We start from the raw sequence: 23,356 nt of genomic DNA on the forward strand, positions 1-23,356 counted from the left end.
TTGTGCGTTTGTCAAACCTGTCTGCCAAGCCTACTTGCCACACGCGTTTGCAACACCTTTTGCCGCACGTAATCGCATCAACGTGCAGACCGGCGTCCAACCCTGACCGCTACGGAGGCGAACATGAGTGCTACCCCGCCCACCGCCACGGAAGTGGAACACGACGCTGACTCGCCCTCGTCTGCACGGAAGTACATCGACGCGGTCCTCGAACAGTCGTTTCGCCATCTGTTCGGGCCGACCGCTACGCCGGAGCAACCGCGCCGGCATGACGTCGTCTCCATCGCCAAACTGACGTCCGCCTTGTCCGGCTATCTGCAGCCGGAAGAGATCAAGGACATCAAGTCGGCCTTTCATTTCAGCGACGAAGCCCACCTGGGCCAGTACCGTCAGAGCGGCGAACCGTACATCACGCATCCGGTCGCCGTCGCGGAAATCTGCGCGGGCTGGAATCTCGACGCCCAGGCGCTCATGGCGGCGCTGCTGCATGACGTGATGGAAGACCAGGGCGTGACCAAGGCCGAACTCGCCGAGCGTTTCGGCGCGAAGGTCGCGGAACTGGTCGACGGCTTGTCGAAGTTGGACAAGATGGAGTTTCGCAATCGCGAGGAAGCGCAGGCGGAAAACTTCCGCAAGATGCTGCTCGCAATGGCGCGCGACGTCCGCGTGATTCTGGTCAAGCTCGCCGACCGGCTGCACAACATGCGCACGCTGGGCGCGGTGCCGTCAGAAAAGCGCCGTCGCGTGGCGCGCGAAACGCTGGATATCTATGCGCCGATCGCTCACCGGCTCGGCCTGAACAATACGTATCGCGAACTGCAAGACCTGAGCTTCGCGAACTTCAATCCGCACCGGTACGCCACGCTCGAAAAAGCAGTCAAGGCGGCGCGCGGCAACCGGCGCGAAGTGGTCGGCAAGATTCTCGAATCGGTGCAGCGCGCCATTGCGGACGCGAAGCTCGACGCCGAAGTCACCGGCCGCGAGAAAACCATCTTCAGTATCTACAAGAAGATGCGCGACAAGCAGTTGTCGTTCTCGCAGGTGCTCGACGTGTACGGCTTCCGTGTCGTGGTGGACAGCGCGCTGGAGTGCTACACGTGCATCGGCGCGCTGCACGCGCTGTACAAGCCCGTGCCGGGCAAGTTCAAGGATTACATCGCGATCCCGAAGGTGAACGGCTATCAGTCGCTGCACACCACGCTGGTCGGCCCGTTCGGTGCGCCGATCGAGTTTCAGGTGCGCACGCGCAAGATGCACGAGATCGCCGAAGCTGGCGTGGCCGCGCACTGGCTGTACAAGAACGGCGGCGCGGACCTGAACGACGTGCAGAAGCGCGCGCACCAGTGGCTCAAGTCGCTGCTCGACATTCAGAGCGAAGCCGGCGACTCAAGCGAATTCCTCGAGCACGTCAAGATCGACCTGTTCCCGGACGCGGTCTACGTGTTTACGCCGAAGTCGAAGATCATGGCGCTGCCGCGCGGCGCCACCGCGCTCGACTTCGCGTATTCGATCCACAGCGACCTGGGCAACCAGTGCGTCGCGGTCAAGATCAACAATGAACTGCTGCCGCTGCGCACCGAGCTGAAGAGCGGGGACATCGTCGAAGTCATCACCGCGCCTTATTCGAAGCCGAATCCGGCGTGGCTCGGGTTCGTGCGCACTGGCAAGGCGCGCTCGGCGATCCGCCATTATCTGAAAACGATGCGTCTGAACGAGTCCGTTCAGCTCGGCGAGCGCCTGGTCGACCAGGCGCTGAAGGGCTATGGGCTGGCGCTCTCGGATGTGACGCCGGAAGCGTGGGAAAAGCTCGTGCAGTGGACGGGCAACAAGAACCGTCAGGAAATTTTCGCGGACATCGGCCTCGGCCGGCGTGTCGCGGCGGTGATGGCCAAGCGCATCGAAGTGCTGATGAGTGGCCGCGACGCCGACGACGACGGCTCGCGCTCCCACTCCGATTTGCCGCATGCGCCGCCGGTCGTCATCACCGGCACCGAGGGTATGTCGGTGCAACTGTCCGCGTGCTGCCGTCCGATTCCGGGCGACGACATCATGGGCTATATCGGCATCGGCCTCGGCATGGCGATCCACACCACGGACTGCCGCGTCGCGCAACGCATCCACCGGCGCGATCCGGGCCGCTGGATCGACGTCGCCTGGGCACCGCAACCTGGACGTCTGTTCGACGTCGCCGTGAAGGTGTTGGTCAAGAATACCAAGGGCGTGTTCGCCCGCGTGGCGGCGGATATTACCTCGGCGGATGCCAACATCGTCCACATTGCCATGGACGAAGACCTGTCGCAGGAGTCCACGGTGTTGCGCTTCGTGATCCAGGTTAGCGATCGGGTCCATCTGGCCAATGTGATGCGCCGGGTGCGGACCAACCCGGACGTCATGCGTATCGCGCGCGAACGGCCGAGCGAGGAAGGCCATCATCGGCACGACGGCGGAATGCGCATCGACCGCGAGCGAGCGGATTACTGATTCCAGCGGTTGCCTTTAGTCGGTCTTGGGGCGCTTCCAATCTCCATCGTTCGAATCTGAACGCAGCGGCTGCGGGCGAGTTTCATCCGAAACTCAGGGAGAAACGCTTGTGAACGTAGCTGACCTCACCGGACTGGCGCTCGACTATTGGGTCGCCCGCAGCCTGCACGACTTCGTGCGCGAAATCCACTTTACCGACAGCGGCGAAACCGTCTCGATTCGCGGCAATGACCGCGGTCGTCCGTGGGACGGCCGTTTTACGCCGTCGACGTCGTGGGAGGCCGCGGCGGCCGTGCTGGAGCGCGCGCAGCGGCTGGAAGTGCGCGAGCGGAGCTACCAGGGCTCGGCACATTGCATTGCGGAATTTGAAGGCGGGCACCGAACCGTGGAAGGGCGGGGCGACTCGTTACGGGTCGCGCTGTTGCGAGCGTTCGTCGAAAGCCGCTTCGGCGATACCGTGGATGATGTGTTGCACGAGGCGCAGGCGGTGACCGGCGACCAGGCGCAACCGATCGGCGAGCGGGAGATTGGTAACGAGCAGGCGGCGAGGGGTTCGTTCGGAGATGTACCGAGCCCGGACGGGCAGATCGGCGATATTCAGTCGCCGCCTCGGTAGGGCGTGCTTCGTTGGGAGCTGGCTAGGGACCTGGGATGCAGCGAGCCCAATGAAACTGGATTCGATGAAAAAACAAAGGGCCTTCCGATCGGAAGGCCCTTTATAGGTGGTGCGGCTGGCAGGATTCGAACCCACGACCCCTTGGTTCGTAGCCAAGTACTCTATCCAACTGAGCTACAGCCGCACGCTAAACGGTGATGCTTACTGCACTGAAACTGGGGCAAAACGTAAGGGCCTCCCCAGAGGGAGGCCCTCGAATAAGTGGTGCGGCTGGCAGGATTCGAACCCACGACCCCTTGGTTCGTAGCCAAGTACTCTATCCAACTGAGCTACAGCCGCACGCAGAAACGAGATTATAGCAAAGGTTTCGAAAAAGGGAAGCATGTAACTGCGATTTGTCCCATAGTCGTGATCGTGTACCCTTGATAGGCAGTCGTTTGCTGCAGTTACCGGATCATCATGAACAAGGCCTTTGTCAAAGAATCGAGCGAAGAGAATGACGACGACCTCGACGTCGCCCAGCCGGACGTTCCCGCTGGCACGAAAAACTACATCACGCCCGCCGGCTACCGGCGCATGCGCGATGAACTACTGCATCTGATCGACGTCGATCGGCCCGAAGTGGTCAAGCTGGTGTCGTGGGCGGCCTCGAACGGCGATCGCTCCGAAAATGGCGATTACATCTATGGCAAACGTCGGTTGCGCGAAATCGATCGGCGCATCCGGTTTCTGACCAAACGTCTCGATCTCGCTGAAGTCGTCGACAGTAGCAAGCAGGAGAATGTCGATCAGGTTTTCTTCGGCGCGGCCGTCGAGTATGCGACGCAAGACGGCGAGGAGCACATCGTGACGATTGTCGGGATCGACGAGGTCGATCTGGATATCGGCCACGTGAGCTGGATCTCGCCGATAGCGCGCGCGCTGCTCAAGGCGAAAGTCGGCGATACGGTCACGTTATACACGCCGGCCGGCCCGCAGCCGATCGACATACTCGACGTCAAGTATCCGCAGCCTGACACGGGCGCTTGAGTCGCGTCTGACAGGCGCCTCCGTCTCGTTCTCGCCAATCGGCTCCAGCGCTAGGGCATAAAAAAGGCGCCGCGAACGGCGCCTTCGAGATCACGGGTGCTACCCGCAGCTTTAGAAGCGGTGACGCAGACCTGCGGTCACAGCGATTTGCTTGTTGTTGCTCGAAGCGGCCAGACCGTTGATGTCGGCATCGACGATAGCGTTTTCGTTGACTTGCTGATATTCGCCTTGCAGGTACACGTCGGTACGCTTGGACAGCGCGTACGCGGTTTGCAGGTTGAACTGGTTCCAGTGCGGACGGGTGCCAGCCAGGCTTGCGCGGGTGTACGTGTAGGAACCCGCAATGCTGACTGCCGGCGTGAGCGCGTAGCGAGCGTTCGCTTCAAAGTTCTGGAAGTGAGCGCTGTTGTTGCCGAAGGCGATGCCGTTGGTTTGACCCGATGCACCAGCGCCGATACCGGCCAGGTTCGACAGGTTGGTTTGCGAGTACACGAGACCGACCGTTGCCGGGCCGAACGCGTAGTTGGCACCTGCGCCCCACGTTTGCTGACGGCCGGCGAAGAATGTGTTGTCGCTCGACACTGCGCCACCCGAATTGAACGCCGCAGCCGCGCCGGTTGCGCCGTTGCTGTTCAGTTGCAGGTAAGCGGCGGCGACGTTCAGGCCGCCCCAGTTGTACGACGCGCCCGCGCTATAAGCGCGGTTGTTCGCGAAGCCGTCGGCCTGATTCGAGAAGCCATACAACGCGCCGAACTTGAAGCCACCGTAGTTGACGCTTTGGTACTTGACCGAATTGTTGATGCGGAACGAGTTGTTCAGGTTGTCGTTGTCGAACGGATGCGCGAACTGCGTGCCGCCGTATTGCGTGCCGGTCAGTGCCAGCGGGCCGACGTAGTCGACCATGCTGTCGTATTGACGGCCCAGGGTGACGGCGCCGAACTGATCGCTAGTCAGACCCACGAAGGCTTGCCGGCCGAATTCGCGGCCACCTTGCTTGAGCGTGCCGTCATTGATGCCGAAGCCGTTTTCCAACGTGAAGATGGCCTTGAGACCGCCGCCCAGATCGTCAGAGCCTCGCAGGCCCCAGCGGCTGCCGTTCACGGAACCGCTCGTTTCCTGCCAGTTGCTATGGCCGTGCTGGTTGTTGGTATAGGTGATGCCGGCGTCGATCAAACCGTACAACGTCACGCTGCTTTGCGCATGCGCTGCCGTTGCGAAGACGCCCGTGAGGGCGGCGACCATGAGTGTCTTTTTCATCTTGTAACTCCGAGAGCGAGAGTGGGCATTGAACCCAGGCTTAGGGAGACCTTTCACGCGGGCGCTGCGAGAGGCGTAATCCGAGTGAAGCGCGCTCAACAAAATCGCGCCGGTTTCCGATTAGCCAGAGTGTAGAGAGACACTTCGCGCAATGGACGTTCCGATTTTCGCAATAAAGTATTACGCGTTCGGAAACGATATATGAATGCCGCTTAAGCCTTATAAATAAAGGCTTCCAGCGATTTTGGCGGCGCGCAGCCGGGGCGGCGACACAGCTGCGTTGCTGATTAGCGACACTAATCGACGCAAAAAAACAACGTAATAAAACGTAAAATGAGATTGTTGTTGTTACTGAAATAGATGATTGTTATTTGTGTGAATAATCGAAATGGTGTTCAACCGCTATACTCAAATTTCTGCTTTCCGAAGCGGACTTTTTCGTTGACGAAAAAGATCTCCAAACCTTTGTCGGCGCGACTTCCCAGTCGCGCTTTTTTTTCGCCCGCGTTGCGTCGTTTGAGGAAACGCGGTTAGTGGGCTGGCGCTGCGCCGTCTACTTCGTTCCAGTCGTTCGCTACGGAGACGCTCCAGTCTTCCATGACATAGCGGCGCGCATCCATGGGGCATGACAGCAGGTTCTGCCAGTGATCTCCGTGCCACATGGGATCGATCTCGAATATCGACGGCGTTTCTGCCGCTGTCGCGGATTGTCCAGAAGCCGTGTCTGCGGACGAGTGGGTCAGCCAGGTAATGAGGCGGCGGATTTGGTTGAACAGCATGACAATCTCCCTAATGCGCGTTACTACCATTACTGGGTCCGATCATCCTGCCGCGAACGCGGTGCAGCAAGTCGGACAAACACTTACGGAAAACATCTTTTGTTACATATTTCCGATGTCTGCCGAAAAATTTCCCGCTATGGCGCATCGACATAGTCGGTCAGGTAATATGGACTTCGTCTGATTATCCAGATGTCACTGAATATTCGCCTGGAATTGTTGAGAAAATAAAACGGTGGCTTATGGCGGTGCGCAATAAGCGCTTATCGAAAATTTTCTTGAATGACAATTCTTCGTTCCCGGTAAAACGGCCATGCTGAATTTCACCCGCCGGATCTGATTGCGCGGCGGAGTCGTATATTCAGCTTGAGGGGCGATGCCCGATTTGGATAAATTCTCAAGGGAAGCGGGAAAATGGAAACTGGTATCGTCAAATGGTGCAACGATGCCAAGCGCTTTGGCTTCATCACGTCGGTTTCGGCGGCGACGATCTGTTCGCACACTTTTCGGAAAATTCGAGCTGAAGGCTTCAAGTCGCTGAGGGAAAGCCAGCGCGTCTCGTTCGACTCAAGGCCGGCCCGAAAGGCAAGCAGGCGGCGACATCCAGCCCTTGTAAGCCGGTAAACGCTGCAAATGCTTTGCCCGGAGCAGCGGAACACACAAAAGCCTTCGCAAAACGCGAGGGCTATTTATACCCAATGCGATTTGATCGCGGCAATTGGTTTTAACCATCTGGTTCGGAACGATTTGGGCCGCCTACCCGAATCGCCCGGATAGCTTTCCCCGTAGGTTTCAGCGTCCGCTGTGAAAAAATGATTTCTGGGTTCGCGCGAAGCTCATCGCTCACGCAAAACAGCACCATTGCGCGCCCAGTTAATTGACGTAATGCGATGCTGTGCGGGTACGCGGCCGCCAACTGGTGCATACTTGCCGCAAAGCCACGCGTCCAAAGTCTTCTTTTCATGTCTGAACAGTTTTTGCCGGAACCGGCCCTGGATGGTCCGATCGTCTTTGTCGACCTTGAAACCACGGGCGGCTCGACTGCCGAGCATCGCATTACTGAGGTCGGTGTCGTCGAAGTCGGGTCCAGCGGCGTGTCGCGCTGGAGCAGTTTGGTCGACCCTCAACAGCCGATTCCCTCATTCATCCAGCAACTCACCGGCATCACGAATGCAATGGTGCGGGGCGCGCCGACCTTCGACGCGATTGCGCCGGCTCTCTTCGAGCGTCTGAATGGCAAACTGTTCGTCGCGCACAACGCCAGTTTCGATCGCGGATTTCTGCGCGGCGAGTTTCGCCGGGTGGGCCTGGCGTTCGATCCGGACGTGCTGTGCACCGTGCGCCTGTCGCGCGCGCTATTCCCGGCGGAAAAGCGTCACGGTCTGGATGCGTTGGTGGAGCGTCATGCACTCGTACCGTCCGATCGCCACCGCGCGCTCGCCGACGCCGATCTGATCTGGCAGTTCTGGCAGCGTCTGCACGGCCTCGTGCCGCTCGACGTATTGCGCACGCAGATCGAGCGCACCATGCGGCGCTACCGGCTTGCAGGCAATATCACGGAAGATCTGCTCGACACCGCGCCGGCGGGTTGCGGCGTCTACGCGTTCTACGGGGAACAGGATTTGCCGCTGTACGTCGGGCGAAGCGTGCGCGTGCGTCAGCGACTGCGATCACATTTGACCGGCGAGCGGCGCTCGTCCAAGGATATCCGGCTCGCGCAGCAGGTGCGACGTGTCGAGTGGCGCGCGACCGGTGGCGAATTGGGCGCCATGCTCGCGGAGGCGCAATGGATCGCGACGCTGCGCCCTGGCCATAACAGGGTGCCGCGGGTCGCGAAGAGTGATCCAGTGGATGCGCCCTGGCCGTTCGAAGGGCCGATCGTGTTCGAGGAGCGCGAGGAGGCGTCGCAGGCGCGCGCGTTTCATATCGTCGACCGTTGGCGTTACGTGGGTCATGCGGCGTCGCTCGCGCAGGCAGCGGAGTTGCATGCGTCGAGCGCGGCGGGACCGTTCGAGCTGTCGACCTTTCGCATCTTGCAAAGTCATCTTGCCCGCGGTCTGCGTGTGATGCCCTTGAGCGTGTCGAGCGCAACGGCGCTGGCGAGTCTTGCCTGAAGGCGCACGCCGGCTTACGTCTTAATCGCTTCGTTTTCAGCCGATAACCCGCCGTCCAAAGCGGGTTCGAGCACGCGGGCCACCAACGCGGCCAACAACCAGCCTCAAGCCGCGCGCTTCATCCCGCCCAAAACTAACCCGTCGCGCCCACGCCGCCCGTTTCGCATACGTGCCCGAGCGCGCGAGTCAACGCGCTCGAATGAACCGAGTCGTAGCGAGTCAACGATTTCCAGTTGGCCAACGATTGCGCGACGCGCGACGGACAATCGGGCGCCGCACGCAACGACTGCACGCGTGCAAGGCCGGCCACGAGCGATTGCGTCAGCCGGTCCAGTTGCGGTCGCGTGCTGCTCGCCAGATCGGGCGCGGGCCCTTGCGGCGCCTGGCTGCTACGCCACGTGGCGAACAGCGCGTTTTGCACTTCCTTGCTGGCGTCGATCTGATCCTGGAAGAAAGCGCGGGCGAACGCCGGGTCGACGTTCGCTGCGGGGGCGCGCTTCTCGACGTCGGCAAGGAGCGCGTTCTCGCGCGGCGTATCGGTGATGTCCTGGTGATGGGCCCACTTCCAGCGCGCCACAGGTTCGGCGAGTGCGAGGCGCTGCGAAGCGAGCGCGATCAGATTGGTGAGTGCCGTGTCGTCGCCATCAGCGACGGCCGGGGCGGGCGCGAACGCAAGCGTAGCAAGGAGCGCGAATGCGCATGACGCGCCGAAGCGGTAAGAACGGTTCATGGAAGCGGGCAGTGGCCGAGCGGCCGCGGAAGAAAACCAGAAGAATAGACGATCCGTCGAGCCTAGGTCCTGGCCGCGACGGGAAACCTCCAGATGTATGTCTCTGAAGGCGAGCAGAAGCGAAACGCCGGGCCGCACGGCCAGGCGTCGTCCGAATCAGACGGACTTACCCCGCGTCACGAATCGAGCAAATCGAGCGGTCAGGCGTGTGCATGCAAGCGCCGCCCGCCGAACACGCGGATGTCGATGCTGCATCGCGCCACTGCGCAATTATTTCGAGTCGCACGACTTGCGTTGTTCGTCGAAAAAAGCACGAACGTGCTCAGGCAGTTCGGCACCCAGAAACTCGACGCCAGCGGGTTCCGGATCCGGGCAAAATACTTTATCCGGGGTCGGAACTTTCGGTGGTTTGGCATCCATGATCTTTCTCCTTTACAAACCGATTATCTGCCTCGGTCCCCGTTTTGCACCAGCGCCTGACACGGGTCACATGTTGTTTGTTGCTTTAACGGCACAGGCCGACAAAGAAGCGGAATGTTTGAATAGAATTTATCGATTGGCTGCCAGTGCGCTGATTTCGCCGTCGCTGGCCGAACCACTCCGATATTCCTCGCCACTCCATTCCTCGCCTTGTCGTGCGGGCTGTTCAGCAATAACCTTCGCTTCTGCACATCACCACAATCCGAATTGGCCAATATCATCCAATCTTCGTGGATTTTTGTGCACTGCCACATCGGCAGGATATTCTTCTTAAGAGGCCGAACGTTCGTTTATTACCACTCGTTCCGGTGCAAGCCATTCGGCCCCCTAATCTTTTGTAAACGAACCATTCTCGGATTTCGTTGACGACTAAAAAGCACTTTTCAGGATTTTTTGCCCGAACGAGAAAAACCCAACGTTCGGCAGCGAACGCTGGGTTTTGTCTGAGGTTATTTTTACGCCGTCGGCGCGGGGATTTTATTGAATCGATGGCCTGTCCTGCGCCGATTCTTTTCGTGGAAAAACGCCGCTTGCTGCGCGTGAGCGAAGACTACTCACGTGAGCAGCTCGACGACGGCCGCCTCGTGCGCGTGCCGGACGCATGGTGCCCGAGCTTTCCGGGTTTCTATCTCTGCACGGCGAGCCGCGCGCAGATCCCGCTCAAACTGCGCGCGCTGATCGACTTTCCGAAAGAGAAGCGCGGCGCTCGCTAGCGTGCACGCTTCCTTCGCCTTCAGGCTGCGAGTTGCTGCCGCAGATACTCCGCGGTGCGGCTTTCCTTCGCGCGCACGATTTCGGCTGGTGTGCCGCTTGCGACGATCTTGCCGCCTGCGTCGCCGGCGCCCGGGCCGACGTCGATGACCCAGTCGCTTTGCGCGGCCACGCGCATGTCGTGTTCGACTACCACCACCGAATTGCCGGCATCCACGAGTCCCTGGAGTTGCACCATGAGCCGGTCCACGTCGGCGGGATGCAGGCCGGTGGTCGGCTCGTCGAGGATATACAGCGTGTCGCCGCGCTGCGCGCGTTGCAGTTCGGTGGCGAGTTTGATGCGCTGGGCTTCGCCGCCGGACAGTTCCGTGGCCGGCTGACCGAGCCGCAGATAACCGAGGCCGATGTCGCGCAGCACGTTTAACGCGCGCATCACGCTGGTTTCGTCGGCGAAGAAATCGCACGCCGCGTCGACGGTCAGGCCGAGCACCTCAGCGATGTTTTTATCGCGCCATGTGATTTCGAGCGTCTGCGGGTTGTAGCGTGTGCCGTGACATGTCGAGCAGGGCGCATAGACGCTCGGCAGAAACAGCAGTTCGACGCTGACGAAGCCTTCGCCTTCGCATGTCGGGCAACGGCCTTGCGCCACGTTGAACGAGAAGCGGCCCGCGCTGTAGCGGCGTTTGCGCGCGAGCGGCGTGTCGGCGAACAGCTTGCGCACGTGGTCGAAGAGGCCCGTGTAGGTGGCGAGGTTGGAGCGCGGCGTGCGGCCGATCGGTTTCTGATCGACGCGCACGAGCCGCCGCAGCGCATCCATGCCTTCGACGATGTGGCCGCCGGTCGGCACGGTCTCGGTGGCAAGCAACGGGTTTTGCTCGTCGTCGTCCGGGTTTTCGAAGACGCGTCCAAGGTGGCTTGCAACCAGTTCCGGCAGCGCCTGGCTCACGAGGCTCGATTTGCCCGAGCCCGACACGCCCGTAACGGCAGTCAGGCAGCCGAGGGGAAACGCGGCGTCCAGACCGTGCAGATTATTGCGCGTGATGCCGGCGAGCCGCAGCCAGCCGGCAGGTTCGCGTGACGCGCGCTCGACGGGCGCGGGCGGCGCGAACAGATGGCGGCGCGTTTGCGACGCTTCGACCTTCGCCAGGCCGGCGGGCGGCCCGCTATAAACCACGTGGCCGCCTGCTTCGCCGGCCGCGGGACCGACGTCGACGAGCCAATCCGCGCGCCGCATCATCTGCAAATCGTGTTCGACGACGAACAGCGAATTGCCCGCCGCCTTCAATCCCCGCAGCGCACTGAAGAGCGCTTCGCCGTCGGCGGGATGCAGGCCGGCCGATGGCTCGTCGAGCACGTACACGACGCCGAACAACTGCGACGACAACTGCGTGGCGAGTCGCAAGCGCTGCAATTCGCCGGACGACAGCGTGGGCGTGCTGCGCTCCAGCGCGAGATAGCCCAGACCCAGATCGACGAGAGTCGTCAACCGTTCGAGCAGTTCAGCTGCAATGCGCTGCGCGGCGACGCGCTTCTCCTCCGACAGGTTGGGCGTGCGCCGCACATCGGGCGAGGCTTTGTGCGCGGAACCGCCTGCGGCGATCCGCTTGTCGACGGCGTCGCGCATGGCGCTCTTGCTGAGCACGCTGCCCTTGGCGGTGGTTTGGCCCGAGTGGGTGACGTCCGACTCCGGCCAATGACCTCGCGCGATCGGTTCGAGCATCGCGGCAAGTCTGGCCAGCGGCAACTGCGCGAACTCGCCGATATCGAGTCCGGCGAATGTCACCGACAGCGCTTCTTTCTTAAGCCGCTTGCCGTGGCAGGTCGGACAGACGCTGCCGACCATGAATTGCGACACGCGTTTTTTCATCAGCGCGCTTTGGGTATTCGCGAACGTGTGCAGCACGTAGCGGCGTGCGCTGGTGAAGGTGCCCTGATAGCTCGGCTCGTCCTTGCGCTTGAGCGCGGCGCGGGTTTCCTTCGGCGTGAGGCCGGCATAGACGGGCGCGGTCGGCTGTTCGTCGGTGAAGAGAATCCAGTCGCGGTCTTGCTTCGGCAAGTCGCGCCACGGCTTGTCGACGTCGTAGCCGAGCGTCACGAGAATGTCGCGCAGATTTTGTCCGTGCCATGCGGGCGGCCATGCGGCGATCGCGCGCTCGCGGATGGTCAGCGAGTCGTCCGGCACCATCGATTTTTCGGTGACCTCGTACACGCGGCCGAGTCCATGGCAAGTCGGACAGGCGCCTTGCACGGTGTTCGGCGAGAAATCTTCGGCAAACAGCATGGGTTGCTTCGGCGGATAGTCGCCGGTGCGCGAATAGAGCATACGCACGAGACTCGACAGCGTGGTCACGCTGCCTACCGACGATCGCGCGCTTGGCGTGCCGCGCTGTTGTTGCAGGGCGACCGCGGGCGGCAGGCCTTCAATTGCGTCGACCTCGGGCACGCCGACCTGCTCGATCAGGCGTCGGGCATACGGCGCGACCGATTCGAAATAGCGCCGCTGCGCCTCGGCGTACAAGGTGCCGAATGCCAGCGACGATTTGCCCGAGCCGGACACGCCGGTGAAGACGACGAGCGCATCGCGCGGAATCTGAACGTCGACGTTTTTCAGATTGTGTTCGCGAGCGCCGCGCACGCGCACGAAGCCGGTGAATGCGGTTGCGTCGGAAGTCGGCCGTGTCGAGCGAGACTTGTTGCGGATGGCGTCCATATCGATGAATAGCGGATAAGCGCGGCCCGGCGAATCGGGCGGACGTTTGTGAGGCCGCACAGAACATGCCCGACGATGAAGTGGCGATGATGGCAGTGAAGGCGAGGCACGCGCACTCCCGTCGATCCAGAAATGACCGCCTATCATTGAAGCGACTATTCGCGCCCAGAGTGCGGTGGATAACGGACGCGCCACGACTGGCGCGGAAGATTGCAGTCTTCGCCCTTCAGAGAGTTCGCCATGGAAAACGCTGTCTACTGGAAAGGTCGTCAGGTCGGGATCGAGTGTGACGGCCGCATTTTGTGGTTTTCTTCGGCGCCGCAGGAAGCGGTCGCGGCTTATGACACTCAACGGTCAGCGCCAGCACAGGTGGAAGATTCGATCGTGGCTCGTAACCTCGTCTTGACGGCGCAATACGATCGGCTGGATTTTCGTGGGTGAGCGGCAGCGTAGGTTGCTTTACCGGTAATGCGCGCAGTATCGGGAAAGCAGGCGCAGAAAACAAAAAGCCCAGTCTCGAGGACTGGGCTTTTTGCTTGAATCTTGTGGTGCCGGAAAGAGGAATCGAACCCCCGACCTTCGCATTACGAATGCGACAAAGATGATATTTATCGATGTTGATTTATGCCCATGTAGGCAGTCAGTATCAATGAATACAACGGTGTGCGGCCTACTTGTTCGCATATCTGAATTGACCGAGGTTGATCGATTGCGACATAATCTGCCTACACGGTGCCTACATTGATGCGGCCCCTATTTGAGGTGGGTAGTGAAAAAACTAAATTTCACGGCGGAGCGGGTCGCGTCGTTTCAGGCTGAGGTTGGCAAGGCCCAGACCATCCATTGGGACGCCAAAACGCCTGGCTTGGGCCTGCGCGTAACACCTGCCGGCGCCCGGTCGTACATCTACGAGTCTCGCCTGTTCGGCAAGACCGTCCGGGTAACCATCGGCGACGCACGTGCATGGGAGCTTGGCAAGGCCCGGACTGAGGCAGCGAGGCTCAAGACCCTGATTGATGACGGAAAAGACCCGCGTGAAGTGAGGGCCGAGCGGAAGGTTGCCCATGAGGCCCGGAAGGCAGAAGCGCGCCGTCAGAGTGCCACCGTTGGCGACGCATGGGCCGATTACCTTGGATACCTGAAATCGGCCATTTCCCCCAAGACGAAACTGCCCCGGTCGGCCCGTTATCTGGCGGACCATATCGCCCTGGCGGCTCCCGGTGGCGAGCCGTTGAAGCGCGGCAAGGGAAAGACGGTACGCGGGCCGCTCGCGCCGCTGATGCCGCTCAAGCTGTCTGATCTGACTGCAAAAACGGTTGCGGCATGGCTGGCGGACGAGGCACAGGAGCGCCCGAGCAATGCGGCGCATGCCTATCGGCTCGTGAAGGCGTTCATCCGCTGGTGCGGCGGGCAGGATGAGTATGCCGGAACGATCCCCACTGATTCTTACGATTCCCCGAAGGTAACGGCGGTGCTGCCTAAGAGCAAGGCGAAGGAGGGCGACAGCTTGCAGCGCGAGCAACTGGCGGTGTGGTTTGGGGCGGTCCGCAACATCGGGAACCCGGTTATCTCCGCCTATCTGCAATCGCTTCTGCTGACCGGCGCGCGCCGTGAGGAAATGGCTGCGCTCAGGTGGGTTGATGTGGACTTCCAGTGGCGCAGCCTTTCCATTGCCGACAAAGTGGAACAGGACACAGGCCGCGTCATTCCATTGACGCCTTACCTTGCTTGTTTGTTAGCTGCCTTGCCGCGCCGCAACGGCTGGGTCTTTTCCAGTCCTGCCGCCGCCGATGGAAAGATTGCCGAGCCGCGAATTGCGCACAATCAGGCGCTGGCGGCGGCCGGATTGCCGCACGTAACCCTTCACGGCCTGCGCCGTTCATTCGGTACGCTGGCCGAATGGTGCGAGGTGCCAGTCGGGGTGGTGGCCCAGATTCAAGGTCACAAGCCGTCCGCCATTGCGGAGAAGCATTACCGCCGCCGCCCGCTCGACCTGCTGCGCATGTGGCACGTCAAGATAGAAGCGTGGTTGTTGGAACAGGCGCGCATCGAGTTCGAGGTCGAGGACGACGCGCCGGGGTTGCGTGTGGTTGCGAATGCGTAAATGCCGGCGCGAAGGGCGACGCGCTCGCGGAGAGGCCCCCCCGTAGCCTTCTGAGGGGGCGGGATTTACAGCGCGATGCCATGCACTCACCGACGAAATTCTTTTGAGAAAAATCTTAAAATTCACCGCGTGTTTAGGCCGTGCCAAAGAAAAATTGCGAGTTCACCGAGCACATACCCGTCGAAAAAATCTTTGGGAGTTCGCCGCGAAATAGGCATCGAGGGCGATGCAGTTCCAGAAAGCGCCGTGCAACGAATAGTGACAAGTAAGACGCGACGACCTTTTAAAAATCAATAACTTAATTGGCGTCTGAAGCTCCGCGGCGCTCGATCGACACAAGTAGTTATCCTGAAGATCTACCGTTCTCCCCATCGATCACACCGATGAGGGAGTCATGGAACTGCAAACCGAACGAAGCACCCGCCTTTTTCTCACGACCGACGAGCTGGCCGAACGCTTGAACGTCCGTGCGCGCTCAATCCACAAGCGCTACAGCCAGACCGGCGCGTACTTCAATGTGCGCCCCGTCAAGCTGCCGAACCGCCGCCTTTGCTGGCCGATGGATTCCGTCGAGCAACTGACGGGGGTGGCAGCATGAGCGCGGCCCGTCTGATTTCCAATTCCGTCGCGCCGCCAATGACCGTGCGCGAAGTGCGGCGGCGCGGTGCTGCTGTGTTGCGGGCACACCCTCAGCTTACTGTCCAGGGTTGGCCCGACAAACGGATGCCCGACGCTGGTCGCGAATTCGACTATGAGCAAGTGCGAGCGGCGGTCTTGTTCCTGCTGGCTTTGGGCCGGCCACGCCGGACGTTCAACAAGAATGCGTATTCGTACCGCCTGAAACACAACGCAGAGAACTGGGCGGGCGAGAACGGCTTGCCGGACCATATCTTGAACGGCGCATTTATTCTCGCCGCGCTTATCTGCGGCTACAGGCACGACAACAGCGCCCACATCAACTGCGTATTCGACATGGTCGTCAGTCCGGAGATGCGGCGTTACGACTGGCACGTGTACAAGCGCAATCCCGGCTCGCCGACAGATGCGAACCAAGTAACCGAATAAAAAAGAGCCCCGGGTTTTGAGGCCGGGGCGTTCATTCCTATCACGGAACGAAAATGATTAGCATTGCAGAATATGTCGGTGGGGCGGCGCACGAGCAACTCGAACCCGCGACAATGCTCGATTATGCGCTGGATTACGCCGCACGGGGGTTGCGCGTACTCCCGTTGAGGCCGAAGGGCAAAGCGCCGCTTGGCGCGCTCGTGCCAAATGGTAAGGACGATGCGACGTGCGACGCCGAAGCGATTAAAGCATGGTGGCGCGCCGTGCCCGATGCCAATATCGGCATCAATTGCGCCGCGTCAGGAATCGTTGTGGTCGATATCGACCGCCACGAAGGGAAGGCGAACGGCTTTGAAACGCTTTCGGCGCTCGAAACGGAGAACGGCCCTCTTCGCTCGTCCGTCGTAGCAAAGTCGGGCAGTGGCGGGGAGCATCGCTATTACCGCGAACCTGGCGGCGCGCACCTGCCCGGCAAGGCTGGGCCGGGGATCGACCTGAAACACAACGGCTATATCGTGGCGCCGCCGAGCATTCATCCGAATGGCGAGCCGTATGAATGGCTGCCGGGCTGTAGCCCGTTTGATGCACAGCAGATGCCGCTGTTGCCCGAATGGGTATGCGCGCCCCGTATCGAGCCCGTGAACAGCCCTATAAACGACTCTAAACGGCCGCCGAACGAGGCGGCGAGGGCATGCTATGCGCTTTTCTCGCTCGGAGCCGGCTGCGACCGCCCAACATGGGTTCGAATCGCGATGGCTGCGAAAGATGCCGGCGTCCCTTATGACGTGTTCCATGCGTGGAGCGCCAACGGGGCGAACTATACGGGTGAAGACGATTGCCGGAGCGTGTGGGATTCGTTCAAGGGCAATAAGGCGGTGCCCGTGACGGCTGCCACGCTGTTCTATGAAGCGCAGAAAGCCGGCTGGCACGACCCCGCGAAAGCGCGAGACTCTCACGAAGCTGACCCGCAACGTTACCGCGTCCTGTCGGCCGACGATTTGCTAAACGCTCCCCCGCTTCGATGGCTTGTGCGCGGTGTGCTGCCGGCGTCGGGACTGGCCGCGCTCTATGGCCCTTCGGGCTCGGGCAAGTCATTTCTGGCGCTCGATCTGTGCGCGGCCGTTGCCGAAGGAAGCGAATGGTTCGGGCGGCGCGTCGATGCTGCGCCTGTAATGTATGTCTGCCTCGAAGGCGAGGCCGGTATGGGAAAGCGCGTCAACGCATGGCGCAAGCACAACGGCAGGACGCTGCGTTCTGATCGGCTGCAATTCATCACGCAACCATTCGACCTTCGCCGCGCGGCCGATGTTGCTGACTTGTGCGCGGCGGTATTGGCGACCGGCTTGCGTGACGGGTTGGTCGTTATCGACACATTGAACCGTGCCGCACCTGGAGCCGACGAAAACGCGAGTACGGACATGGGCGAGTTGATCGAGGCGTGCAAGGAAATTCAGCGCGTAATCGGCGGCGTGGTGTTGGCGGTGCATCACACAGGTAAGGATGCGGCGAAGGGCTTGCGCGGCCATAGCAGCCTATTTGCGGCGCTCGATGCGGGCATTGAAGTGAAACGGGACGGCGACCATCGCGAATGGCTCGTCGCAAAAAGCAAAGACGATGCGGACGGCGCAAGCAATCCGTTCCGGCTCCAGCTCGTTGACCTTGGCGAGGATCACAACGGCGAGCCGGTTACATCGTGCGTAGTTGAGCCCGATAACAGCCCCGCACAAGGCGGCCCGCGCGCGCCAAGGGGAGCGACGCAAAAGGTCGTGCATGAGTCTATGCAAATCCTCTTGCTTGCCTCGGAGCGTCACGGCGAGGCGGGCGCACCTGCCGGCCGCCAGTGCGTGCGAAAAGAGGAGGCGGTGACGGCCCTCGCCAGTGATATGACGTGCGAGCAGAGACGCCGCAAGCCTGAAGCTCGTCGCGCGCTCGATGCGTTGATCACGGCGGGTCACTATGCGGAGTTCGACGGATGGGTTTGGGAAATCTGAACCCCAAAGGACGAGACGCAAAGACGCCACCCCTAAAGGGGTGGTGCGTCTTTTCGTCCTTTCGTCTTTGCTATGGGCTGGACGCACGAGACGCAATTTCGTCCTTTTCGTCCTTTGCGTCTCGGTGGACGGGTTCTGTTTTTAAGGGGTTGGTAATGGTATCGAAAAACGCTAATCGGCTGCAGCGCCACAAGCTCCGATTGCGAGCCGCAGGATTTAGGCGGCTATCGTTTTGGGTGTGCGCTGATCTGGTGGCGGCGCTCACGGCCGAACGGCGGCCGGGCGAATGCGGCGGCCGAACACTAGAGCGGCTACTATTGGGCGCGGCGGCAAGGCGGCCGGAATACTGGGCCGATGGCGAACGAACTGCCCGCAAAGGGGGCGACAGTCACAACCCACGCGCGCGCTCGTGAGTGCGAACACGAACCTCTCCGGTTGGCAGAAACCGACCGATGCTGTTGAAAAAGTCGCGGCAGTTGGTTAGCGCACCGCCGGCCAGAAAATCGACCTCTCAGATCGGCCTACAAGCCGTTCGCGGGCCTCGGTCAAGGGTAAAGCGACCCATGAAAACCTCGCTATGTAGACCGTCGCCGACTTTTTCGACAGCATCGGCCCACAGCAGTCGGTAACCCTTTATCAAAGCGGACGCTCGCATCATGCAAGGAACGTATCGATAGACGTCACAAGGTCGTTGAGGTCGGGGATTCGGTCGCGCAAGCCCGCATACACATGGTCATAGTCGAGCGCATGAATTGTTCCGTCCGCGCTACCCTTGGCGTACGTCTTGCCCGCTAATTGGTAAGCAGCGGTCATGTCCTCGGCCGGTGCTGGCCTGTCGGACATATCATCGGTCGCAGGGTTAAAGCCGAGCACTGCGTGTATGGCAGCAACTGTTATTGCGGGATCGATAAGCGGGAAATGTAGATGTTCGGAAAGGAACCAAGCCTCTATTTCCATGACCGATAGCACAAACTGGACGGGCGCCAGCTTGGTCTTGATCGCGTATTGCATCGCCCGGCGGAGCGAGGGCACATCGGCCTTAGTAAAATTCGGGAACACGTCTCTGATGCCAATAATCTTCTCGTAGCCTTTCGCATCTAGCGAGGCGTGCTCTTCTCGCACGCGTTGCGCGACTAACTTTTCACCCCCGCAATCGACGATCAACACATAGTGCGATATACCGTCCATTTCAGTCGGCACTTGAAGCTCAACGTATCGCTTAGGCACCTTACCGTCGCGTCCACCTCCGCGAATTTTACGATGCTGAACCGCAAGCTGTTTTTTCTCGGCAATCTCGCGAATCAATCTATCGATGAATAATAGTTCAGTATATCCTTCCACGAAAATCGCCAATCTACGCATCGCGCCCCTCTTCGTCGTCGATTTCTTGTGCCATCTCAACCGCGTTCATTTCAAAGAATGAGAAATTGCTAAGCCCGGTAAACTTGAATTCATCGAACGCAGCTTTCGAGTTTTGGTTGTTTTTCACATGCACCGTATTACCTTCTCGATGCAAAACTGTCCATTCTTCGAGCGGCACATGATTCATTACGAATTTATCGTTGGTCGACATTACCAGCTGAAATCCGTACTGCACCGCTTTATCTCGTAACAATTCGATTAATCTGCACGAACGATCAAAGTCGAGTCCCTCTCCAATGTCATCGACTAATACCGTGCTCACCGCGCCTTTGAATTGCGCGAAATTCACATGAATCAATAATGCCAGTACGCGGAACATGCCTGTCGACATACCCAGCTGATCCGTCACACCAGGCAATCCCGCCTCCCGGACGCACAAGGAAACCGGTTGTTGGGGGCCAAATCCATTGACACGAATTGTTACCGGGGGTGCCAATTCAATTTCGTCGATCGCATAGTCGATTGCCGACATATCCCTTTTAATTGATTCGACGAATTCATCCGAAAACAGCTTCTTTCCTTCCTTGAATACCCCGGCAACCGCATTCTGATCGCGAATATCAACAGCTTGCGCCCCGGGTATAAAGACAGCCAAAGCTCCTTGCGCAATCCCGGCAAACTGATAGTGGCGAAGCGAGTCTGCCCATTCGAATAGTGGTTCGATAAAACTATGCTGGACTGCATCTCGCCGTGCCGTCGCCGCAAGGATATTTGGGGGAAGCTGAAAGTCCATCACCAGACCGCCCCCTATTTTTTCGGCGACAATTTTGCCAAACCCTCCGACGCCGCGCGAGAGATATTCTCTTTCGTCAATTGCAATCCGTTCGTGCTCAACTGCGCCTTCACTGTAACGGACTTCATACGTATAAGCGTGTCCGTCAAAATCGAACTCAGCGAAATAATCTCCAGATAGACCGGGAGGCTGGCGGCCCGATATGTTCCTCGCGAGCGACGCAAGCACAGTGATTGATCGTGACTTACCGGCGGAATTCTTTCCAACAATGAGCATCCTTGGCCCATATGTCATTTTTTCAAGGCACCAGAATTGCGTGCTGCCTGCATACTCTCGGTAAGTGACGGATTTAAGGCGCATTTTTTCTCCTCGACCGCGCAAGCTGCCGAAGCGCGGAAATAGTGAATCGCTAGCAGAGCGCGAGTGTAGCGCAGTTAGCCGCCTCCTCGTCCCCAGATAAAGCCGCAGCCGCACCGGCGCTTCGATGCTAGGCCCATGCAAAACGCCGTACGGACGGATCATCAGATTCTTCCATAGCTATCCGAACTGATTGCGCTGGCGCACGGAGCGTTAGATGACAGTAACCCGATACGGGTATTCACTCCGATTTGTTCGATATATTTCGAATTGGCCCACTCCGTCGATGTAGGAACGAAGTGGCAAGATTGTCGACGGTCTGAAAGTCAGCGTGGAGTGTCCAAATTGGCTCGCCTGCTAACTCACGCAATGGCCATATTTCGTCCCGACTTTTTCTCGCTGCGAGCTGCGGCACGTGTTTGGTCACCAAGGACGCGTTACCGCAGAACTTCGAGCGTGGTCCCTCGGCGCAGGAACGTCGCCGCACCGGGCAGGCTCGCCAGCTTGTCCTGCGGCGTCATCGCGTCCTTTCGGACAGAGGGTTCGTATTCTCGCGCACTGACCGAAACTGCCTACACAGTGCCTACACGGAGCCCAGAAAGCAAAAAGCCCAGTCGCAATGACTGGGCTAAGTGCTTGAATCTGTTGGTGCCGGAAAGAGGAATCGAACCCCCGACCTTCGCATTACGAATGCGCTGCTCTACCGTCTGAGCTATTCCGGCATCAGGAGAAACGAGATTATAGGGACTTCTTTATCAGCTTGGCAAGCCCCTGAACTCACTTTTTTGTTTCGAGATGGTAGCGGGTAACCCGGTCCACCTCGTTCTTCGAGCCGAGGAACACCGCCACGCGTTCATGCAGGCTTTTCGGCTGGATGTCCAGAATGCGCTTCTCGCCGTTGGTCGCGGCGCCGCCCGCCTGCTCGACGATGAAGGCCATCGGATTCGCCTCGTACATCAGGCGCAGCTTGCCCGGCTTGTCCGGCGTGCGCTTGTCGGCCGGATACATGAAGATGCCGCCGCGATTCAGGATACGATGCACGTCCGCCACCATCGACGCGATCCAGCGCATGTTGAAGTCGCTTTGGCGCGAACCGTCCTTGCCAGCCTTCAATTCGCCGATGTACTGCTCGACCGGCGGATACCAGTGACGCTCGTTCGAAGCGTTGATCGCGTATTCACGCGTTTCGACCGGAATACGCATGTCGCTCTGCGTGAGCACCCACGAGCCGAGTTCGCGGTCGAGCGTGAAGCAGTTCACGCCGTTGCCGGTGGTCAGCACCAGCACGGTTTGCGGACCATAGACCGCATAGCCGGCGGCGACCTGCTGCGTGCCTGGCTGCAGGAACGACTGTTCGGTGGGCTGCTGGCCGTCCGGGCAGCGCAACACGGAGAAGATGGTGCCGATCGACACGTTGACGTCGATGTTCGACGAACCGTCGAGCGGGTCGAACACGAGCAGGTACTCGCCCTTCGGATAGTTCGCCGGGATCGGGAAGAACTGTTCCATTTCCTCGGACGCCATACCGGCGAGATTGCCGCCCCATTCATTCGCTTCGAGCAGGATTTCGTTCGACAGGATGTCGAGCTTCTTCTGCACCTCGCCTTGGACGTTCTCGCTGCCCGCCGTGCCGAGCGCATCGCCCAGCGCGCCCTTGCTGACGTGGTAGCTGATCGCCTTGCATGCACGTGCGACGACTTCGATCAAAAGGCGCAGATCGGCCGGCAGGTTGTTGGTCTCGCGCTGCTGCTCGATCAGGTACTTCGTGAGAGTGGTACGACGTTGCAAAGCCATGCTGTACTCCGGGAAGGCTTGAGGAATATTCCGATTTTAACCGTTCGTTGTGTCGCTTCCGTGCTTTTGCGCGGGAACCGTGCGCGGCGATGCCGCAGGGCACACCGACATGTCGCGAAATTCAGGCTTTGCGGCGCGCCTTGCCGGCCGTGAGCTTGCCGCTTACGCTCGCCGCAAGCGCCGCGGCACGGGCGTGTTCGGTCGAAACCTTCGGCATTTTCGGGCGGTCCGCCTTCGGCATGGGTTCGATCTCGCGTTCGATCTGTTCGCCAGCGGCCGCGGTGGCAACGCGCAGGTCGTAGGCGATTTGCAGGTTGAGCCAGAATTGCGCGCTCGCGCCGAAGTAGCGCTCGAGCCGCAGTGCGGTGTCAGCCGAAATGGCGCGCTTGCCGCGCACCACGTCGTTGATGCGCGGCGCCGGCACGCGCAGCGCAAGCGCGAGCGCGTTGACGGACATGCCGAGCGGTTCGAGGAACTCGCTGCGCAGAACCTCGCCCGGATGGATTTCCGGGATGCTCTCGCCGGTGTCGATGTCCGAGAAATCGATGCTGTGCAGATCGGAGCGTTTGATGACCATGCCGGTCTCCCAATAATCAGTGATAGTCGACAATCTCGACATTCAGCGCCTCCCCGTCGACGAAATGAAAACAGATGCGCCATTGCGCATTGATCCGAATACTCCATTGCCCGCTGCGCTGGCCTTGCAGCGCTTCCAGCCGGTTGCCAGGCGGCGCGTGCAGGTCGCGGATGGACTCCGCGGCGTCGATCATAAACAGCTTGCGGCGCGCGAGCTGTTGCATGTGAAGCGGCAGTGAATAAACGAACCTACCCTGAAAGATTCTCGCCGTAGCTTTGTCGCCGAATGTCGTGATCATGGGATGATATAACGCATCGCGTTAAACGTAAACCGTTAAGTGAATGCGTTTAATTTCCCCTCGCCGACGCGAGTCGAACAGTCGTCCAGATGGCTAACGTGAGTGCCG

21 protein-coding genes and 3 tRNA genes are annotated in these 23,356 nt (G+C 60.0%); 11 read left to right on the plus strand and 13 right to left on the minus strand.

Annotation, left to right across the window (positions count from 1 at the left end; genetic code table 11):
* Positions 1–123: 123 nt before the first annotated feature.
* Together RI103_RS04320 and RI103_RS04325 are read left to right on the plus strand one after the other, a co-directional pair.
* Positions 124–2,481 (plus strand): bifunctional (p)ppGpp synthetase/guanosine-3',5'-bis(diphosphate) 3'-pyrophosphohydrolase, encoded by a 2,358-nt coding sequence (locus RI103_RS04320; RefSeq protein ID WP_310814173.1) that lies wholly within the window; start codon positions 124–126, stop codon positions 2,479–2,481.
* A gap of 109 nt (positions 2,482–2,590) precedes the next feature.
* On the plus strand, positions 2,591–3,097 hold the full coding sequence (locus RI103_RS04325; protein WP_310814174.1) for a phage protein NinX family protein: 507 nt from the start codon (positions 2,591–2,593) through the stop codon (positions 3,095–3,097).
* Positions 3,098–3,204: 107 nt separating this feature from the next.
* On the opposite strand, the gene RI103_RS04330 is transcribed toward RI103_RS04325, so the two are convergent.
* Together RI103_RS04330 and RI103_RS04335 are read right to left on the minus strand one after the other, a co-directional pair.
* Positions 3,205–3,281 (minus strand) — tRNA-Arg (locus RI103_RS04330).
* Positions 3,282–3,359: 78 nt separating this feature from the next.
* Positions 3,360–3,436: transfer RNA gene (locus RI103_RS04335), tRNA-Arg, on the minus strand.
* 120 nt (positions 3,437–3,556) lie between these two features.
* On the opposite strand from RI103_RS04335, the gene greB reads away from it, so the two are divergent.
* A complete protein-coding gene (greB, locus tag RI103_RS04340) occupies positions 3,557–4,126 on the plus strand; it encodes a transcription elongation factor GreB (protein ID WP_310814175.1) in 570 nt (189 codons plus the stop codon).
* Between the two features lie 111 nt (positions 4,127–4,237).
* Here the strand turns inward: greB and RI103_RS04345 are convergent, their stop codons facing one another.
* Together RI103_RS04345 and RI103_RS04350 are read right to left on the minus strand one after the other, a co-directional pair.
* A complete protein-coding gene (locus RI103_RS04345) occupies positions 4,238–5,383 on the minus strand; it encodes a porin (protein WP_310814176.1) in 1,146 nt (381 codons plus the stop codon).
* Between the two features lie 530 nt (positions 5,384–5,913).
* Positions 5,914–6,162, minus strand: a complete 249-nt coding sequence (locus tag RI103_RS04350; RefSeq protein ID WP_310814177.1) for a hypothetical protein — start codon at positions 6,160–6,162, stop codon at positions 5,914–5,916.
* A gap of 414 nt (positions 6,163–6,576) precedes the next feature.
* Between RI103_RS04350 and RI103_RS04355 the strand changes: the two genes are divergently transcribed.
* Positions 6,577–6,786, plus strand: a complete 210-nt coding sequence (locus tag RI103_RS04355) for a cold shock domain-containing protein (RefSeq protein ID WP_310814178.1) — start codon at positions 6,577–6,579, stop codon at positions 6,784–6,786.
* A 338-nt stretch (positions 6,787–7,124) separates the two neighbouring features.
* On the plus strand, positions 7,125–8,276 hold the full coding sequence (locus RI103_RS04360; RefSeq protein WP_310814179.1) for an exonuclease domain-containing protein: 1,152 nt from the start codon (positions 7,125–7,127) through the stop codon (positions 8,274–8,276).
* Between the two features lie 133 nt (positions 8,277–8,409).
* Here RI103_RS04360 and RI103_RS04365 read toward each other — a convergent pair whose 3' ends face one another.
* Entirely contained in the window at positions 8,410–9,006 is a 597-nt protein-coding gene (locus RI103_RS04365; RefSeq protein WP_310814180.1) for a chorismate mutase, read from the minus strand.
* Between the two features lie 270 nt (positions 9,007–9,276).
* Positions 9,277–9,426: a hypothetical protein gene (locus tag RI103_RS04370; RefSeq protein WP_007180815.1), complete on the minus strand. Its 150-nt coding sequence runs from the start codon at positions 9,424–9,426 to the stop codon at positions 9,277–9,279.
* A 575-nt stretch (positions 9,427–10,001) separates the two neighbouring features.
* On the opposite strand from RI103_RS04370, the gene RI103_RS04375 reads away from it, so the two are divergent.
* Positions 10,002–10,199: a hypothetical protein gene (locus tag RI103_RS04375; RefSeq protein WP_310814181.1), complete on the plus strand. Its 198-nt coding sequence runs from the start codon at positions 10,002–10,004 to the stop codon at positions 10,197–10,199.
* 20 nt (positions 10,200–10,219) lie between these two features.
* On the opposite strand, the gene RI103_RS04380 is transcribed toward RI103_RS04375, so the two are convergent.
* A complete protein-coding gene (locus RI103_RS04380; protein ID WP_310815171.1) occupies positions 10,220–12,907 on the minus strand; it encodes an excinuclease ABC subunit UvrA in 2,688 nt (895 codons plus the stop codon).
* Between the two features lie 240 nt (positions 12,908–13,147).
* Between RI103_RS04380 and RI103_RS04385 the strand changes: the two genes are divergently transcribed.
* The 5 genes from RI103_RS04385 (at position 13,148) to RI103_RS04405 (ending at position 18,067) form a co-directional block, all read left to right on the plus strand.
* Positions 13,148–13,348 (plus strand): hypothetical protein, encoded by a 201-nt coding sequence (locus RI103_RS04385; RefSeq protein ID WP_310814182.1) that lies wholly within the window; start codon positions 13,148–13,150, stop codon positions 13,346–13,348.
* A gap of 328 nt (positions 13,349–13,676) precedes the next feature.
* Entirely contained in the window at positions 13,677–15,011 is a 1,335-nt protein-coding gene (locus RI103_RS04390) for an integrase family protein (RefSeq protein WP_310814183.1), read from the plus strand.
* 394 nt (positions 15,012–15,405) lie between these two features.
* Positions 15,406–15,609: a DNA-binding protein gene (locus RI103_RS04395; protein WP_310814184.1), complete on the plus strand. Its 204-nt coding sequence runs from the start codon at positions 15,406–15,408 to the stop codon at positions 15,607–15,609.
* Positions 15,606–16,076, plus strand: a complete 471-nt coding sequence (locus RI103_RS04400) for a hypothetical protein (RefSeq protein ID WP_310814185.1) — start codon at positions 15,606–15,608, stop codon at positions 16,074–16,076. Before RI103_RS04395 ends, RI103_RS04400 begins: the two co-directional genes overlap by 4 nt.
* A 53-nt stretch (positions 16,077–16,129) precedes the next feature.
* The gene (locus tag RI103_RS04405) at positions 16,130–18,067 is read left to right on the plus strand and encodes an AAA family ATPase (RefSeq protein ID WP_310814186.1); all 1,938 of its coding nucleotides are present in this window, start codon (positions 16,130–16,132) and stop codon (positions 18,065–18,067) included.
* 654 nt (positions 18,068–18,721) lie between these two features.
* On the opposite strand, the gene RI103_RS04410 is transcribed toward RI103_RS04405, so the two are convergent.
* The 6 genes from RI103_RS04410 to RI103_RS04435 all read right to left on the minus strand — a co-directional run bounded on the left by RI103_RS04410 (position 18,722) and on the right by RI103_RS04435 (position 23,248).
* Positions 18,722–19,408, minus strand: a complete 687-nt coding sequence (locus RI103_RS04410; RefSeq protein WP_310814187.1) for a hypothetical protein — start codon at positions 19,406–19,408, stop codon at positions 18,722–18,724.
* A 13-nt stretch (positions 19,409–19,421) separates the two neighbouring features.
* The gene (locus tag RI103_RS04415; RefSeq protein WP_310814188.1) at positions 19,422–20,744 is read right to left on the minus strand and encodes a hypothetical protein; all 1,323 of its coding nucleotides are present in this window, start codon (positions 20,742–20,744) and stop codon (positions 19,422–19,424) included.
* A 481-nt stretch (positions 20,745–21,225) separates the two neighbouring features.
* Positions 21,226–21,301 (minus strand) — tRNA-Thr (locus RI103_RS04420).
* A gap of 55 nt (positions 21,302–21,356) precedes the next feature.
* The gene (locus RI103_RS04425) at positions 21,357–22,373 is read right to left on the minus strand and encodes a class 1 fructose-bisphosphatase (protein WP_106283319.1); all 1,017 of its coding nucleotides are present in this window, start codon (positions 22,371–22,373) and stop codon (positions 21,357–21,359) included.
* Positions 22,374–22,494: 121 nt separating this feature from the next.
* Complete coding sequence (locus tag RI103_RS04430; protein ID WP_310814190.1) at positions 22,495–22,950, minus strand: HigA family addiction module antitoxin; 456 nt, start codon at positions 22,948–22,950, stop codon at positions 22,495–22,497.
* 16 nt (positions 22,951–22,966) lie between these two features.
* Positions 22,967–23,248 (minus strand): type II toxin-antitoxin system RelE/ParE family toxin, encoded by a 282-nt coding sequence (locus RI103_RS04435; protein ID WP_310814191.1) that lies wholly within the window; start codon positions 23,246–23,248, stop codon positions 22,967–22,969.
* Between the last annotated feature and the right edge of the window lie 108 nt (positions 23,249–23,356).

This window comes from Paraburkholderia sp. FT54 (assembly GCF_031585635.1).
Classification (GTDB): domain Bacteria; phylum Pseudomonadota; class Gammaproteobacteria; order Burkholderiales; family Burkholderiaceae; genus Paraburkholderia.